Below are 17,347 nucleotides of genomic sequence, written 5' to 3' on the forward strand. Positions count from 1 at the left end.
TTATTTTCCTGACTCAAGGTAGCCATTATTAATTATTTTATGTTGTTCAATCAATGTGTCATTGGCTGCTAAATACTCACCCATAATCAAGACCCCCACTCCTTTTCTCTGAAGATCAATCAACACCTGCCAAACCTGCTCTTTAGGGCCATCTGACAGGCCCATTAATGGCTCGTCAGCCAAGAGGTATCGAGGGTTGGTCAGCATTGCTCTAGCGATTGCAAGCATTTGTGCCTGACCACCACTCAAAACATAGGCCGGCTTATCCAGTAGCGGTGAGAGTTGTGGAAAATACTCTAGTGCTGTTTCAATGTTGCCCGCAACACCTGCAACATGGAGGCCAAACTGGAGGTTTTCTCGAGTGGATAGACGCCCAAATAATTGTCTGCCTTCTGGCACAAGTACTACTCCCGCCTGCAGCAAGCGAGCTGGAGTGCGTCGATGCATTGGGTGCTGATCAAGCCAAACTTTACCCTTTGAAGGCACTGCTCCAATAATGGCTTTGAGAAGACTAGATTTACCTGCACCATGGTGCCCTTCAATCACATTAATTGTGCCCTCATCTATGCATAGGTCCAACGCATTTAAGGCCACAAGAGCACCATATTGGACTGTTATTTGGTCAAGTTTTAACATCAATTTCTCTCTTGACTAGTCCCCGATTAGGTTGCATTTCAAATACAGAATCAGTAACCATTGCCATAAAATCTAGCCTGTGTTCTACCACCACCAAAGCCATTTTTTGACCCAATTGTTGCTTTAAAAACATACTAAATTGATCTAATTCCTCAATTGTTAAGCCCGCTGACGGCTCATCTAAAAATAGCACATCTGGATTGACTGCAAGAGCTCTTATGACTTCAGCCTTGCGCAACAAAGGTAGAGGAATTTCATCTGGGAACAGATGCAAACTGGCCTCTAAACCGCCTAGTTTTATTAGCTTGGTTAATCTAATTTTTGATTCAGGCATCCTAGCCGCTAACAATAGTTGCTCTTCTAGATTGGCGGTTTTTAAGAAGCGAGTCGATTGAAAAGTTCTCTGAATACCTGCGAGGGCGAAGGCCCAAGCAGGTCGATCAGTTAATATTTGTTGATTAATTTGAATATGACCTGAGTCAGGTGTCAAAAAGCCTGTAGCAATATTAATTAAGGTCGACTTACCCACTCCATTAGCACCCGTAATTCCAAGGCGCTGACCAGACTTTAAGGTGAGGGATATGTCTGTTAATACATCAACCCCACCGAAAGACTTGCCGATATTTTGCAGACTATAGATAGCGTTTTCTCCAGCGACTTTTCAAGCGAGACACCAACCTTGGGCTAACAATACCTTCAGGTCGAAACACCAGCAACAACGCCACCAGACCACCAAATATAATCATCCGGTAGGCCGCCAGTTGGCGGATACTTTCCAACAAACCAATGTCTAAAACAACTCCTAACAGTGGACCAATGGCCGAACCACAGCCACCAATAATGGCATAGGCTAAGCCATGTATTCCTAGCATGACACCAAACATCGCTGGCTCAATATGGGTATTAAAGAGTGCAAATAAGCCACCACCAAAGCCAGCCACAGCACCAGAGAAGGCAATAAAGCTAAGTCGATAGTAAGTAGGATTGAGGCCCTGAGACTGAGCTAGAACTGGATCATCACCAACCATACGTGCCCCTAACATAATAGGGCTGCGTTCCAGACTAAAGAGTACTATGAGTAATATTATCAAACACGTTACTGCCAATAATAAAAAATCAGTCACCGCATAATTATTTTCAAAAATCCAGCGGATGTTAGAGAACCCTTCAGGGCCATCAGGGCCGATAATACGTCCGTCAATATTTTGGGCAAAACGAATGTGCAATAAAGAAAAACGCAGTAATTCTGCAAAGCAAAGGGTGCTAATAGCAAAGTAAATGCCTGACAACCTTATAGTGAGCAGCCCTAACAACAGAGCAAAGCTCGCTCCTCCTATCGCACCAGCCAATAGTCCCCAAAAAATATGAACGCCCGCCAAAGCCGTTGCAGAAGCTGTAATATAAGCCCCAATACCAAAAAAAGCCTGTTGTCCAAAAGAGACCTCCCCAACCACTAACACCAAATAAGCAGAAAGAGCCAAAAATGCAATGAGTGTCATATTAGTCAATACAGAGGCAAGGTAAATATCCATAGCTTAAACCCGTTCCTGAGCTAAGCTATCAGTACGATAAATTTTAACGCCCATCAGGCCGCCAGGTCTTATAATCAACACCAGAAAAACCATCCCAAAGGTCACCATGTCCCGAAATTCAGCACCCAGTGCAGCCCCAGCATGGGTTTCGACAAGACCTAATATAAGCCCGCCAAGTACAGCTCCAACTAGTGAACCCACTCCGCCAATAATCATAGCCACCAGACCTTTAAAGGTGCTCCATAAGCCAAATAAAGGGGTCACATAACCATCTGCAGATAAAATCATGAAGGCGGCTAAGCCGCCTAAAATTCCTGCCACCAAAAAGATTGTAAATCCCAACCAAGGCACCGGAGCACCCAACAGGTGAGCTGTTTCTGAGCTATCAGCTGTGGCCCGAACCAAAAGTCCAAAACGAGTTTTGTAAAGCAGCAAATACAGCAAGAGGATGCTAACTAAAGCTATAGCAAAGTGCAGCAGTTGATCTCCCCGCACAAAGAGCTCTCCCCACCAAAAATTTGGCACCTCAATGCCCTGAAATGCGTGTGTTCTTTGGGGTAATAGTTGGGAAGAAATTTCATCTAGTTGCATCCATACTGCAAAACTGGCAACCATCGCCGTGACATCACCTTGGCGTTTGCCATGCGGCGCAAAGCACAGACGTTCCACATAGGATGAGGCTAGGGCTGCTCCCACTATAGTCACTAAGAACAAACCCCAGGCACCCCAGCCCAGAATGGGCTCTAGGTAAATGGCTAGCGAAGCGCCAAAGAGTAAACAAGCACCAAAGGCAAGGTTGATTCGACGCATGACTCCAAACACTAGAGCGAAACTAAGCCCCAAAAGTGCATAGGTAGAACCCATCATCAGGCCATCGATACTTGTTTGTAGCATATCCATCTGAACCTACCCTATATGTTAGCCACCACCAAGGTACGCCCGCTTAATAATGTCGTCATCTTTTAGCTGGTCAGGAGTGCCACTGAAAGTCACCTTACCCTGATCAAGTAGGTAGAAATAATCTGCTACCTGCAGAGCTTTAGTAGCATTTTGTTCCACCAAAAGAATGGACATACCGTCGTCATTGAGCTGCTTAATTATGGCAAAAATTTCATCAACAATGAGTGGTGACAAACCCACTGAAGGTTCATCCATTAACAATATACTTGGCCGTGACATTAATGCTCGTGCCAGAGCCAGCATCTGCTGCTCTCCTCCAGAGAGGTTGCCCGCTGGCTGATCATGACGTGCTTTAAGAATAGGAAAGCGGTCATACATCTTGTCGATGTCATCACTAACTTGAGCTGACATCGCTCGACTTTGGGAAAAGGCACCAGCAAGAAGGTTTTCGGATACTGTCAGATCAGCAAATACTAAGCGATTCTCTGGCACCAATGCCAAACCTTTACGCAGTATTTTTGGTGCTCCAAGGCCCATCAAATTTTGGTCAAGCAAGCTAACTTTGCCAGTATCTGGAGCTAAAATTCCAGCCAGAGTGAACATAAGGGTAGTTTTACCCGCACCATTGGGGCCGAGAATACAAGTCACTGCACCTTTCTTAGCCTCCAACGAAACCCCTTTCAAAGCCTTAATGAGCCCATACGAAGTAACCAAGTTGTTTACGCTCAACATTAGCTCACTCCTCCATGGGCATTTTCTGCCGACCCAAAATAAGCCTCTTGCACTAGTTTGTTATTCTGAATTTCAATTGGAGTACCCTGGGCTATAGGCTTACCAAAGTTTAATACTGTAATACGATCAGTCACATTCATCACCAATTCCATCACATGTTCCACGAGTAATACAGTCATACCCATTTTCTTCATAGCCAATACTCGCTGACAAAGGTCTTTGATCTCAGTAGAATTCATGCCTGCTGCTGGCTCGTCCAAGAGAATGAGCTTAGGTTTGGAGGCCATTGCTCGGGCCAGTTCTAAGCGCCGTTGTTCCCCAAAGGCAAGATTGCCAGCAAGATGATCAGCTTTATCGCCTAAGCCCGAGAACTCTAATAATTTCTGTATTTCCTGCCGGCGGGCTGGTGAGCGACCAAACCAATTAGAGACCCGACCCTGTTCATGGCCGGGTTGATCACGCCAGGCCACCCATAAATTCTGCCAGACCGTCAAATCACTAAACAAGCGTATGTTCTGAAAAGTACGAGCCACTCCCGCGTCTACCCGGTTATGGGGAGCGATGGCTCCTAGATCAATACCATCCAACAGAATTTCCCCATCGGTGGGTGCAAATACACCACAAACTAAGTTCACAGTAGTACTTTTGCCAGAACCATTGGGTCCAATAAGGCCAAACACTTCACCTTGTTGAATTTTAAAGTCAAGCCCATCTACGGCCCGTACGCCACCAAAATGCTTAACTAAGTTGCGTACTTCAAGCATCAGCTTTATCTCCCTTTTTCAGTCGTGACAGCAGCTTTTTCATGTCTAACATTAGATTGCCATCGAGCAGACCTTGTGGCCGAAGATTCATTACCAAGATGATCAGTAAACCAAAAATCAGATTGCGATAATCACCCATAAATCTTAAGCCTTCAATAATAAAGCCTTGAATAAATATGACAGCAAATAAAGTTCCCATGACACTACGAAGGCCACCTATAATGGGATAAGAAACAGCAAAAGTTGCTAATAAAATCACAAAAGTATGATGATCAACATAAGTGGTTGAATGTGCAAACAACCCACCTCCAATACCTGCGATAACACCACCCCCAGTCATAGCCGCAACTTTTACCATCGTCAGGTTTATACCTGAGCTTTGAGCTGCAAGCTCATCCGTACCAACAGCCCGCAAAACAGCACCAGCGCGGACTTGGTCTAGCCACCAGAGAGCGAGCATTACTAACATGACTACAGACCAAATAAGGCCAACAATATGCACCTGCTCCCAACCATTGGCAGCAAAATAACGAATTTCTCTAAAACCTTGAGTGCTATCAGGACCAACCTCAACCCCATTCAAGTTAACTCTCCAGCTGAGGTTAAAGAAAAACAAGCGTACAATTTCAGAAAAAGAAATAGTCGCCACTACAAGCATCAACCCTTTTACCCTTAACGCTGGAAAACCCACTAAAAATGCAAAAAATCCAGCCATAAGCGAACCAAGGGCTAGGGCAGCAAAAATATTCCAACTAAAAATAACGGTCAAAATACCTGAAACATAAGCTCCAATGGCAAAGAAACCAACCTGAGCCAAACTTAGTTGGCCGGTAAGCAATAATAAATAAGCTGACAGACCAAGTAGCGTATGCACCCCAATAGTCTGAAAAATACCTAATAAATATGTCATGGTATCAATCCCGGTTGATGGTGGTGCCAAATAACCCATTCGGGCGCAGCACTAGGAATAAGAAAAGCAACAGAAATACGTAGATGTCACGTTCGTTTACACCACGAACTAGGAGGAAGATACCCTCAGCTGCACCTACAGCGAAGCCAGCAATGATGGCACCACGAATGCTACCAAGGCCCCCAATTACGGTGACAATAAGACCCTTTACTGTGAGGGGTAAGGTCAACAGGGGCGATAGTACACCCACTGAAGCTGCTAATAGGCAACCTGCAAAACCTCCTAAGATACCTGCCAGGATAAAGGTAGCAGCATTAGTTCTATGGATTGGAATGCCGCATAGTAATGCAGCGACTGGTTGCTGTGAGGTGGCGCGTGTGCCTAAGCCAAGTTTAGTTCGGTAGAGCAGCAGCATCACAATTGCCATGAGGATGAAACTAAAACCCATAACCAAAAGTAAATCACCACGAATACCGAACTCACCTAGAAAAAAATAGGCGTCTGGCAGGATAGACGGAAACGACAGAGGCGAACCAGAAGTTTCGTGAATAATCAGTTCGTCAATAAAAAATAGGGCACCGATGGAAGCCATTAAAGGTGCAAGCTGATTACCCCTTGGCATAAATCGGAAGCAGGCAAAATAAAGTATCAAGCCAATAACACCCGACATAATGGGGCCGATGATAAAAGCCATTAGTGGGGGCAGGCCAAATATAGTCAACGACATCAAACCCGAATAAGCTCCAGCAATACTGGATGCTGCGTAGGCTAGATTGAGCTTATGCATGGCCCCAAAAATCAGCGTAAAGCCTAATCCAATCAAGGCATAAATGGAGCCAAACAGTACCCCATCAATCAGTGACTGGATTATGTCTATATGGTCAAAATTCATAAGTTTTCACTTTGTGCATTTTTGCAATAGCCCACCTTAATAGAGAGCACTCATTAAGTGTGGCTATGGCTTATTAATATGGGTAACAACCCGCCAGTTTCAGACTGGCGGGTTCAAAGGGTAAATACCCCGCTTACCTAGGATCGTGGATTACATTCCATGAACCACTTTGTGCCTGGACAAATACGTAGGGCTTAAGAGCCTCACCTTCGTCTTGCACTCGGGTAATCTTACCTAGCAAGCCATCAGTTTCAGTTAAAGCGGCAAGTCCATCGCGAATCTTTCGGCGCTCTTGCTCAATCATGTTTGCATCACCAGTAATGCCTACATTTTCGATAACCTGCTTGATGATCATCACATTTTCCCATACCGCAGCAGAGTGTAAATCAGCATCACCACCGTTAGCAGTAGCAAGTGCGGCAACTTCAGCAGCGGCTTCTGTAATCGGAGCAAAACTAGTAGGAATGATCATACCTTCAGCCTCAGCAGCACAACCTTTCATTACTTCTGCAGATGATGATGATGTCAGACCAACAATCATCTTTGGCTTAACTTGCTGACGGGCTAATTCTTTGAGCATGCCACAGGTGGTGAAAGGATGAGACGAAATGATCAAGACATCTGCATTTGAACGGCGAAAAGCTCGTGCTTGAACTGAAAAACTAGCATCAGCTTGGAGCCAGTTGGAAGAATTATTTAACACTTCCTTGTAGCCAGAAGCAATATCACCAGTTAAACCTTCAATATCTCCTGTAGCCCAGGTAAAGCCATGGCGGGTTGCCGCCTGCACAATAACCTTCGAATAGGTTCCATTGGAGTGCCCCTGGTCAGTTTCTGTGCCACCATAAATAGTCTTTAGGTCGGGATTATTTTCAGCAATCCAAGCCCATAGACGATCATACATTTCTGGCTCATTGGGCGTATTACGGAACGTCCACTGTGAAATCTTAGCCAAGCCATTACGAACCGCTGTATCCGTTAGAATAGGATACTGCAGACCTGTGTCACCCGTATCGTCAACCTGCTTTTGGAACACACCAAACATGGCTGCAGCAGCGCCAGAACAAGTCGGGCCAATACCAATAAGCGATTTTCCTTCCGCTGCTTCTTTACGAGCTACAGCAATGGCCTGCTCAGCATTGCAGGCACTATCACTGTAGTTATAGGTAAGTTTTGCCATTGACCCATTAGCTAGTTTAACCCCACCCATTTCATTAACTCGGGCAACAGCGGCCTTCATTACTGCTTCTGAGTTGATACCAAATGATCTTAATGGGCCCGATTTAGCACCCCAACCCGCAATATTAATTTCGGTTTCAGCAACTGCTGCTCCAGAGGCAAGCAGCAAGGCTGATACGGCACTGACAATTATATTTTTTGTTATTTGTTTCATAGTCTTTTCCATTATTTTAATTGTTTAATTAAGTCAAAATTCGTTTTATATCTAGCTTTCCTCTATTAGTTATCTTTTATTAGTTTTCCGCCATTAGCTCATCTATTGACGCCTTAATTTTTGCCATCAGTTAACCAAGCAATCTAGCGGTTGCGGAATACCGGTGCGCGCTTTTGCAAAAATGCATTCATGCCTTCTTTTTGGCCATCCGTTGCAAAGGCAGCTTGGAAATATAACCTCTCGGTGCGTAAGCCCTCAGCTAAAGGTGTTTCAAGCGCCATATTGACCGCTCGCTTAGCCATTTTTACAGCTGGAGTGTTATAACCAGCGATTGTATGAGCAGCCTCTAATGTTACTTGGAGTAGGTCTTTTGTTGGCACTACTCGGGCTACTAATCCCACCTCTTTAGCTTCTTGGGCACCAATATTGCGACCGGTTAATACGAGATCCATAGCCAAAGCCTTACCCACAGAACGAGTCAGACGCTGAGAACCACCAATACCAGGCAAAATACCCAATTTAATTTCTGGTTGACCAAACTGCGCATCTTCTGAGGCAATAATAAAGTCACATAACAAAGCCAGCTCACATCCACCACCGAGGGCGAAGCCCCCGACTGCTGCGATAATGGGCTTGCTTATACTGCTCACTTGATCCCAAGGTGACAAAAAGTCATCCATATAGAACTCAGTGAAGCTTTGTGCCGCCATTTCTTCAATATCTGCCCCAGCAGCAAAGGCCCTTGAACTTCCAGTAATGACGATGGCACCAATTTGAGGATCAGCATCAAAATCACGCAAGGCTGCAAGAGTTTCATGGGCTAGTTGCCTGTTGAGAGCATTTAACTGTTTGGGCCGGTTAAGGGTGATTAACCCCACCTGTTCACGCCGCTCAACCAAGATCATTTCTGGTTTATCGGTGGCACTAGGCTGGGTCATTTTTTTATCTTTAGTTGCAGTCATGTGGCTAATTTTCCATTATTTGCTTAAAGTTTTTTGGTTTTTTGGTTTTTTGGAGTGTTTTTTGGAGTGTCTTTTGGTGTGCCTGCTTGTTTGTCAGCAGGTAAGTCATAGGCGCCATGGTTTCCCAAGAGCTCAGCCAGAATCCGTTCACGGTGTTCTCCCAAGCCTGGTGCATAGAGGGGCGTATTAACATCAATCTCCTCGTGGCCATGCATCTTAATGGGATTGCCTGCTGTTCTTAAAGGTACTTTTGATGGCCCTTCCACTTGCACTATCATGTCTCTAGATAACAACTGCGGGTGGTCAAACAGCTTGTCTATGGTATTAATTGGGGCACAGGGCACCCCCACTTCATTAAGTGCATCAATCCAATGAGTCACAGATTCTTGCTTTAATGCTTTTTCGATCTCTATAACCATTTCGGGTCGGTTTTTACACCTTAGATCGTTGGTCATAAAACGTGGATCAAGTGCTAGGGCTGGCATTTCCAGTGCATCTGCCATCAACATGAATAAGGTGTCATTCCCAGCTGCAATAACAATCTTCTCGTCTTTGGTACGAAAACTTTCAAAGGGAGCTAAGGAGGGGTGAGAATCACCTGTACGATTGGGCACAATACCCTCAACGTCATAACGGGCTAGGGCCGTCTCCATTAATGCCGCCTGACAATCGAGCATACCAATATCCACTCGCGTACCCTGTGCATCTTTGGTACGGCTATAAAGTGCTGAAACAATACCCACCACCGCAAACAGAGCTGCACCCAAATCACCAAAACTAGTGCCGACGCGAGCGGGTTCACCATCAGGCCAGCCCGTGAGACTCATAATGCCACCCATCGCCTGAACCACCATGTCGTAGCCTGGGAACTCCTTATAGGGACCCGAATGGCCAAAACCAGAAATGGAGGTATAGATTAAATGGGGATGAGTCTTAGCTAAGCGCTCAGCTCCATAACCCAAGCGGTCCATGACTCCAGGCCGAAAATTCTCTACCAGCACATCAGCTGTATCAAATAGGCGCTCCAATAACTCTCGATCACGCGGTGATTTGATGTCTAAAACAATACTTTCCTTGTGTCGATTAAAACAATTGAAGTAAGCTGATTCTTTTTCAATAAAGGGGCCAAAGGCGCGCGTATCATCACCTGTGCCAATTTTTTCAACCTTAATTACACGGGCACCTAAGTCCGCTAGGACCATAGTGCAGTATGGTCCAGCTAAAACTCGTGAAAAGTCGAGTACGGTCACCCCACTAAGGGGGCCTTTTTTCAAAGGTATATCATCCATGGCTGTTCTCATGTCTGGTTAGTTGTCCTGCAAAATCCAACGTGCGGCCTTTTCGGCAATCATCAAAGTTGGGCTGTTTGTATTACCACTGGTGATAGTTGGCATAACGCCAGCGTCTACGACTCTCAAACCTCGTATGCCATAGACCCTTAAGTGACTATCAACTACGGCTTCTGGGTCATTTTTTTGGCCCATCTTAGTGGTACCCACTGGGTGAAAGATGGTGGAAGCAATATCACCAGCCACCTGCGCTAATTCTTTGTCAGTCTGGAACTGGACCCCAGGCTTAATTTCTCTTGGGTTGTACTGTGCCAAAGCCTGCTGTTGGGCAATGCCACGCACCACTCGCATACTGTCAGCAGCTACTTTAAGGTCCTCTTCCGTAGCTAAGTAGTTAGGTGCAATAGCTGGTGCTTGAAAAGGGTCAGCTGACTTGATTAATACTGTGCCTCGACTTGTAGGATTAAGATTACAAACGCTGGCTGTAATGGCTGGAAAATCATGTAACGGCTGCCCAAAGGCTTCTAAGCTCAGGGGTTGTACATGGAATTCTAAATTTGCATGCTTGAGGGCTGGATCACTTTTGGTAAATATGCCTAATTGAGAAGGTGCCATACTCATAGGGCCAGTGCGCTTGAGAGCATATTCGATAGCAAAAGCTGCTTTTCCCAATAATGTAGAGGCCATTTTATTGAGGGTTTTCACACCTTCGACTCCGTATACAGTGCGAATTTGTAAATGGTCCTGAAGGTTCTGGCCCACTCCTTTAAGGGCGTGCTTAACCTCAACTCCTACACTAGCCAAATGTGCTGGACAACCAATGCCAGAAAGCTGCAGAATTTGAGGGCTGCCAATGGCACCAGCACTGAGTAACACTTCCAAACGAGCGTCTAATGTATAGTCTTTACCGTTAGACCTAACATCCACAGAAATACATTTTTTCTGCTCATCAGCTTCAGTAATAAGGTTAAGTTTAGTGACTTGAGCATGAGTCCAAATTTCTAAATTTGGGCGTTTTTTAATAGGCCGTAAGAACGCCTTTGAAGTATTCCACCGCCAGCCCGAGCGCTGGTTAACGTCAAAATAACCAGCTCCAGAATTATCACCACCGTTAAAATCTTCAGTAGCAGGGATTCCTGTCTGGATTGCCGCTTTGGCATAAGCTTCTAAAATTTCCCAACGTAAGCGTTGTTTTTCAACTCTCCATTCACCGCCAGAGCCATGTAAGCGAGCGCGCTCTTGTATTTTGGGGTCGAGGCTGTTGGCACTATTATCCAGACTATAGTGGTCTTCGTGGGCCTTAAAATCGTCCAAACTGGCAGCCCAAGACCATTCAGAGTCACCCGTCAGTTCAGCCCATTGATCATAATCTCTTGCCTGGCCACGCATATAAATCATGCCGTTTATGGAGGAGCACCCACCCAGCGTTTTTCCTCGTGGGTATAGCAAGGAGCGGCCATTTAAACCTGATTCTGGTTCAGTTTTAAACAGCCAGTCAGTACGAGGGTTACCTATGCAGTAAAGGTACCCCACAGGAATATGGATCCAGTGGTAATTATCCTTACCGCCAGCCTCTAACAAAAGCACACGCTTTGAGCTATCAGCACTCAGACGATTAGCTAACAATGCACCCGCAGTGCCAGCTCCAACAATAATGTAGTCAAATTCTTGGTTCATTATTTGGCCACTGGCATAGCAAATTCTGCACCATCGGCCATGTCTTCAGGCCAACGTTGCATTATTGATTTTTGGCGGGTATAAAAACGCACCCCCTCTTCCCCATAGGCATGCATGTCACCAAATAAGCTTTTCTTCCAACCTCCAAATCCCTGCCAAGCCATAGGCACTGGAATAGGTACGTTAATACCCACCATTCCAACCTGAATGGTGCGGTTAAATAATCGGGCTACACCACCATTGCGGGTATAGCAGGAAACGCCATTGCCAAAACGATGTGCATTAATAAGTGCAATGGCCTGTTCCACTGTATCAACTCGAACACAGCACAATACTGGTCCAAATATTTCTTCTTGGTAAATTTTCATAGTCGGTTTGACTTGGTCAAATAGAGTAGCTCCCAAAAAGAAACCTCCCTCAAACCCAGGCACAGAATGATTACGGCCATCGACTAGTAATTGTGCTCCTTCTTCAACACCTGCATCAATATAACCACTGATGCGCTGACGGGCCACATCACTAATAATAGGCCCCATCTCACTTTCTGGCGTCATTCCTGACCCAATGCAGAGTTTTTGCGCACGTTCGGTCAACAAGGGCATTACTTTATCTGCTGCGTCAGCCACGAGTACCGCTACAGAAATAGCCATGCATCGCTCTCCTGCAGAGCCAAAAGCGGCCCCTATAAGACCATCGACTGCCTTTGAAATGTCTGCATCCGGCATGACCACCATATGGTTTTTTGCACCACCTAACGCTTGTATGCGCTTACCATTGGCAGCACCACGCTGGTATACAGCATTTGCTATGGGAGTAGAACCAACAAATGAAAGAGCTTCTACATCCGGGTGATCTAGTAAAGCTTCTACAGCGAACTTATCACCCTGCAAAACATTGAACACACCATCAGGGAAACCAGCCGCTTTTATAAGATCGGCCATCAACAAGGAAGGTGTCGGATCAGTGGGTGATGGTTTAAGAATAAAAGTATTTCCACAAGCGATAGCTACTGGAAACATCCACGCGGGGACCATGACAGGAAAGTTAAAGGGGGTAACGCCAGCAACTACACCTAGAGGCTGGCGCATGGTCCAATTATCCATGTTAGTGGACACCTGGTCAGAAAAGTCACCTTTAAGAAGCTGAGGAATACCGCAGGCAAACTCGACAATATCGATGCCCCGCTCAACCTCACCCATGGCATCAGAAAACACTTTACCGTGTTCTTTAGTAATTGCTGTTGCCAAGGCTTCTTTATTATCTTGCATTAAGGTTAGCAAGCGGTTCATTTTACGGGCCCGGATAATGGGAGGCACTTCTGACCAAGTTTCAAATGCTTTGAGGGCTTGTGCCACAGCCTGATTCACGTCGTCAACAGTTGAATAAGTCACATGGGCACACACCTCTCCAGAGGCTGGGTTAAAAACCTCATGCCCGGCTGAGCCAGAAGCTTTACAGTGCTGGCCTGCTACATAGTTGCCAATCACTTTAATGGCTTTTTGATCTGCAGCCTTGTTTACACCCACCATATTATTGTTCCTTAAAAATTCTAATAATTATTAGCCAATTGACTAATAAATAAATAAAAAAATTGGCTATAAATATATTAGACATTTGACTAATAAATACTAGGCCATATCAAATCATTTTATTTATACTTATATATTTATTAGACAACTGACTAATAAATAACAAAATAAACCTATGACTACCTAATTAGATTTTCTAAAAAATCTGTTTTAAACATATCAATAGGAGCAGCACGTCGTTCGAGTTTGGCTCGCAAGATGGCGCCTTCCCAGCCAATCCAGAATGATTCTGCTTTAGCTGCACAATTAATGTTTGGGGATATTTCTCCAAGTGCCTGACCTGCTAACAAACAGGTTTCAGTTTTACCCTGCCAGTCAGAGAAGACGTCTACTAGGCGTTGTCGAAAAACTCCTGGCAAGGCATATATTTCAATACCTAGATTACCCACCAGACAGCCTCGATTAAAATCATACTTGGCCATATTGTTGCGCGCTTCTAAAGTAAAATTATTTAGCCGCTCAAGGGGAGTGTGAGCCTCATTCAGAAACGCCTGATCCAGCATCTTATTAAAAAATTTAGCATAGGCATCAATTAGAATCAGACCAAATGCTTCTTTACTGTCAAAATACGCATAAAACGATCCCTTTGGCAGACCTGCTTTTGCAGTAACTTCATCCAAACCTGTCGCACCGAAACCTTTTTTGGTTAACAAAGCAACACCAACCGTGATTAGGCGCTGACGATTTTCATCAGTCTGTTGGGCACTTTTACTGGGTCGCCCTCGTGACTGTTTTATGTTGCTAACTTTATTCATAAGTTTATTATATAGACGACCGTCTAATATTACAAGCCTGGCCCAGTTCATTAGAAAGCAAGCCTAAATTTTATGCAAGGGGTGGCATGGTGCCATTACCACCCGCCGCAGGTATCCTCGCGTCAAAGTGGCACTTAAAAAGTAGGCATAGTAAAGAAAGTGCTAAGCGTTAACGTTCACCACAAAGCGGCCACGAGTGAGACCCTGCATTTGCTCTTGGGCAGTCTCTAGGGCTTGGCTTAGAGTTATTTCGGTCATAATAGCATCTAAGTGAGTAAGATCTAGATCTTCTGCTAAGCGATTCCAGGCCGCAATACGATCCGCCTTAGGACGGTAGACACTGTCAATACCCGCTAGGGTGATGCCACGTAAGATAAATGGCATTACTGTGGCGGGTAGATCATACCCTTGGGCCAAACCACAGGCTGCAACAGTGCCACCATACTTCATAGACGCACAAATATTGGCTAAGGTATGACTACCAGCAACATCAATAGCACCAGCCCAGCGTTCCTTAGCCAAAGGCCTACCTTTTTCGCTCAGTTCATTACGATCCATCACTTGGGTGGCACCTAAACTTAACAAATAGTCTTTTTCTTCAGGTCGGCCACTGGAGGCCACAACCGTATAACCCAATTTAGCCAGCAGACTAACAGCCACACTACCTACGCCACCCGCAGCGCCTGTGACCAAAATCTCACCTTGGTCCGGATTCACGCCCTGTTGTTCTAGGGCCATGACACACAACATGGCGGTGTAACCTGCGGTGCCAATGGTCATGGCTTGTTTGGGTGTAAAGGCTGAGGGTAAAGGCACCAACCAATCCCCTTTTACACGGGCCTTTTGCGCCAAACCACCCCAATGGCCTTCACCCACACCAAAGCCATTAAGCACCACTTGATCACCTGCCTTAAAGTCAGCATGATCACTGTGTTCTACGGTGCCTGCAAAATCAATACCGGGCACCATTGGAAAATTTCGAACTACAGGGGATGCACCCGTTATGGCAAGGCTGTCTTTGTAGTTAAGGGTGGAATAATCCACTTGAATTAACACGTCACCCTCAGGTAATTGCTGCTCCTCAATTTGGCTCATTTGAGCACTGTAACCACTGTCATCTTTGTTAATTAGAATTGCTTGCATGAGGGCTTCCTAAGTGTAATTATTCTAGTCAGAGCCTTGGCATGATACGCGGACTATTAACCATTGCTATTAGCCTTTTAGCTAGTATTGAAATTCCCTCAGAGGGAGGTGCATCAGTGAACCATAATGACCCCTTATTAGAGCCCTACCAGCTTAAACATTTACAGTTGAAAAACCGTATCATGATCACCTCACATGAGCCTGCGTACCCCCAAGATGGCATGCCTAAACAAAGATACCGAGCGTATCATGAAGAGCGCGCCAAAGCTGGAGTGAGCCTGACGATGACGGCGGGGTCAGCTACGGTCTCTAAGGATAGCCCCCCAGTATTTAATAATATTCTTGCCTACAAAGACGAGGTTGTTCCTTGGCTCAGTGAACTCACCGATGCATGTCACCAACATGGCACTAAAGTAATGATCCAATTAACTCACTTGGGGCGCCGAACAGGTTGGAACAAAGGCGACTGGCTACCTGCTGTTTCACCTTCTCACAGGCGCGAGCCAGCTCATCGCGCGTTTCCAAAGCAGTTAGAAGACTGGGATATTGAACGTATTATCAGAGACTATGCTGATGCAGCAGAACGCATGGCGGCAGCCGGCATGGATGGTATTGAGTTACAAGCCTATGGGCACTTAATGGACCAGTTTTGGTCACCCATCACCAATACTATGGATGGTCCTTATGGCGGTGCCAACCATGCTCCACTGCAAAACCGTGTCCAATTTACCCTTGACGTACTAACAGCCATTCGCCAACGCATCGGTGATGAAATGGTGCTGGGCATCCGTTACACCGCTGATGAGGCCATGGCAGGTGGATTAAGTGCCACTGAAGGCGTGGCTATTTCAAAAATACTCAAAGATACAGGCCAAGTGGACTTTCTTAATGTCATTCGGGGTCATATTGATACCGATGCAGCTTTGACCGATGTCATACCCATCATGGGCATGAAAAATGCTCCCCACTTAGACTTTGCAGGTAAAGTTAGGGCCGCCACCGGCATGCCTACTTTTCATGCTGGCAAGATCCCTGACCTAGCCACCGCAAGGCATGCCATTGCCAGTGGTCAACTTGACTTGGTAGGCATGACTCGTGCGCACATGGCAGACCCTCATCTTATCCAAAAGCTAATGCAAGGCCGAGAACAGGACATTAGACCGTGTGTAGGTGCTAACTATTGCCTTGATCGCATCTATCAAGCGGGAGATGCATTATGCATGCACAATGCCGCAACGGGGCGTGAGTTAACCATGCCCCATACCTTTAGTAAGGCTGAAAAGATCAAAAAACTTGTGATTGTGGGGGCTGGCCCTGCAGGTTTAGAAGCCGCTCGCATTGCCGCTGAAAGAGGTCACAAGGTGACGGTACTCGAAGCTTCTCCCAAAGAAGGAGGCCAGCTTAGACTTGCGGCACAGACGCCCCGCCGCAAAGAACTGATGAGCATTATTGACTGGCGCATGCAGCAATGTCTCAAACATCATGTGAGTTTTGAATTTAACTGTTGGGCGCAGCCAGATGACATTTTGAGGCACCAACCTGATGCCGTTATCATTGCCACGGGTGGCATGCCCAATACTGACGTATTAAGCCAAGGCAATGACTTGGTGGTGTCTTGCTGGGATATCTTAGCGGGTGATGTAAGGCCCGGTAAAAACGTGCTTATTTTTGATGATGCAGGAGATCATCCAGCCCTGCAAGCTGCAGAGTTAATAGCACAAAGCGGCGCAAAATTAGAAATCATGACCCCCGATAGAAGTTTTGCCCCTGAAATTATGGCCATGAATTTAGTGCCCTACATGCGCTCCCTACAGGATTTAGACGTGACTTTTACTGTCACTTACCGAGTCGATAAAGTGGAGCGTGAGCAAGCTCAACTCAAAGCCACCTTGAGCAGTGATTATGGGGTTGTGAACAAACACCGTATTATTGATCAAGTCGTCGTAAACCATGGCACCCTGCCCTTAGAAGCGCTTTATTTCGACCTTAAACCCATGTCTTCTAATGCAGGTGAACTCGATCAAGACGCTTTTATCAACGGCACACCACAAACGGTTAAACGCAATGATAAAGGCCAATTTCAGTTGTTTCGCATTGGTGATGCAGTGGCAGCACGCAATGTGCACGCGGCCATTTATGATGCTCTACGGCTGATGAAAGATATTTGAAGTGT

16 protein-coding genes are annotated in these 17,347 nt (G+C 45.7%); 1 reads left to right on the forward strand and 15 read right to left on the reverse strand.

The window, feature by feature from the left end; all coding sequences use genetic code 11:
- The 15 genes from ABXT59_RS09565 to acuI form a co-directional block, all read right to left on the reverse strand.
- A complete protein-coding gene (locus ABXT59_RS09565; RefSeq protein ID WP_443635890.1) occupies positions 1-636 on the reverse strand; it encodes an ATP-binding cassette domain-containing protein in 636 nt (211 codons plus the stop codon).
- Positions 623-1,276, reverse strand: coding sequence for an ATP-binding cassette domain-containing protein (locus ABXT59_RS09570; protein ID WP_443638589.1), 654 nt, complete (start codon positions 1,274-1,276; stop codon positions 623-625). The genes ABXT59_RS09565 and ABXT59_RS09570 overlap by 14 nt, the downstream gene beginning before the upstream one ends.
- Entirely contained in the window at positions 1,269-2,168 is a 900-nt protein-coding gene (locus tag ABXT59_RS09575) for a branched-chain amino acid ABC transporter permease (protein ID WP_443635891.1), read from the reverse strand. Before ABXT59_RS09575 ends, ABXT59_RS09570 begins: the two co-directional genes overlap by 8 nt.
- Before the next feature lie 3 nt (positions 2,169-2,171).
- Entirely contained in the window at positions 2,172-3,068 is an 897-nt protein-coding gene (locus tag ABXT59_RS09580; protein WP_443635892.1) for a branched-chain amino acid ABC transporter permease, read from the reverse strand.
- A gap of 18 nt (positions 3,069-3,086) precedes the next feature.
- Complete coding sequence (locus ABXT59_RS09585; RefSeq protein ID WP_443635893.1) at positions 3,087-3,800, reverse strand: ABC transporter ATP-binding protein; 714 nt, start codon at positions 3,798-3,800, stop codon at positions 3,087-3,089.
- Complete coding sequence (locus ABXT59_RS09590; protein ID WP_443635894.1) at positions 3,800-4,564, reverse strand: ABC transporter ATP-binding protein; 765 nt, start codon at positions 4,562-4,564, stop codon at positions 3,800-3,802. The genes ABXT59_RS09585 and ABXT59_RS09590 overlap by 1 nt, the downstream gene beginning before the upstream one ends.
- A complete protein-coding gene (locus ABXT59_RS09595; protein WP_443635895.1) occupies positions 4,557-5,474 on the reverse strand; it encodes a branched-chain amino acid ABC transporter permease in 918 nt (305 codons plus the stop codon). The genes ABXT59_RS09590 and ABXT59_RS09595 overlap by 8 nt, the downstream gene beginning before the upstream one ends.
- Positions 5,475-5,478: 4 nt before the next feature.
- Complete coding sequence (locus ABXT59_RS09600; protein ID WP_443635896.1) at positions 5,479-6,366, reverse strand: branched-chain amino acid ABC transporter permease; 888 nt, start codon at positions 6,364-6,366, stop codon at positions 5,479-5,481.
- Between the two features lie 133 nt (positions 6,367-6,499).
- The gene (locus ABXT59_RS09605) at positions 6,500-7,759 is read right to left on the reverse strand and encodes an ABC transporter substrate-binding protein (protein ID WP_443635897.1); all 1,260 of its coding nucleotides are present in this window, start codon (positions 7,757-7,759) and stop codon (positions 6,500-6,502) included.
- 143 nt (positions 7,760-7,902) lie between these two features.
- Positions 7,903-8,721 carry an enoyl-CoA hydratase-related protein gene (locus ABXT59_RS09610; RefSeq protein ID WP_443635898.1) on the reverse strand — a complete coding sequence of 273 codons (819 nt, stop codon included), beginning with the start codon at positions 8,719-8,721 and terminating at the stop codon, positions 7,903-7,905.
- Positions 8,722-8,744: 23 nt separating this feature from the next.
- Positions 8,745-10,010 carry a CaiB/BaiF CoA transferase family protein gene (locus ABXT59_RS09615; protein WP_443635899.1) on the reverse strand — a complete coding sequence of 422 codons (1,266 nt, stop codon included), beginning with the start codon at positions 10,008-10,010 and terminating at the stop codon, positions 8,745-8,747.
- Between the two features lie 18 nt (positions 10,011-10,028).
- A complete protein-coding gene (locus ABXT59_RS09620; protein WP_443635900.1) occupies positions 10,029-11,687 on the reverse strand; it encodes a GMC family oxidoreductase in 1,659 nt (552 codons plus the stop codon).
- Positions 11,687-13,216 (reverse strand): CoA-acylating methylmalonate-semialdehyde dehydrogenase, encoded by a 1,530-nt coding sequence (locus ABXT59_RS09625; RefSeq protein WP_443635901.1) that lies wholly within the window; start codon positions 13,214-13,216, stop codon positions 11,687-11,689. Before ABXT59_RS09625 ends, ABXT59_RS09620 begins: the two co-directional genes overlap by 1 nt.
- A gap of 179 nt (positions 13,217-13,395) precedes the next feature.
- Positions 13,396-14,031: an acrylate utilization transcriptional regulator AcuR gene (acuR, locus tag ABXT59_RS09630; protein WP_443635902.1), complete on the reverse strand. Its 636-nt coding sequence runs from the start codon at positions 14,029-14,031 to the stop codon at positions 13,396-13,398.
- A gap of 162 nt (positions 14,032-14,193) precedes the next feature.
- The gene (gene acuI / locus ABXT59_RS09635; protein ID WP_443635903.1) at positions 14,194-15,174 is read right to left on the reverse strand and encodes an acrylyl-CoA reductase (NADPH); all 981 of its coding nucleotides are present in this window, start codon (positions 15,172-15,174) and stop codon (positions 14,194-14,196) included.
- A 41-nt stretch (positions 15,175-15,215) separates the two neighbouring features.
- Between acuI and ABXT59_RS09640 the strand changes: the two genes are divergently transcribed.
- Entirely contained in the window at positions 15,216-17,342 is a 2,127-nt protein-coding gene (locus tag ABXT59_RS09640) for an oxidoreductase (protein ID WP_443635904.1), read from the forward strand.
- Positions 17,343-17,347 lie beyond the last annotated feature (5 nt).

The sequence above is a fragment of the Candidatus Njordibacter sp. Uisw_058 genome (assembly GCF_047730065.1).
GTDB lineage: Bacteria > Pseudomonadota > Gammaproteobacteria > Pseudomonadales > Balneatricaceae > Njordibacter.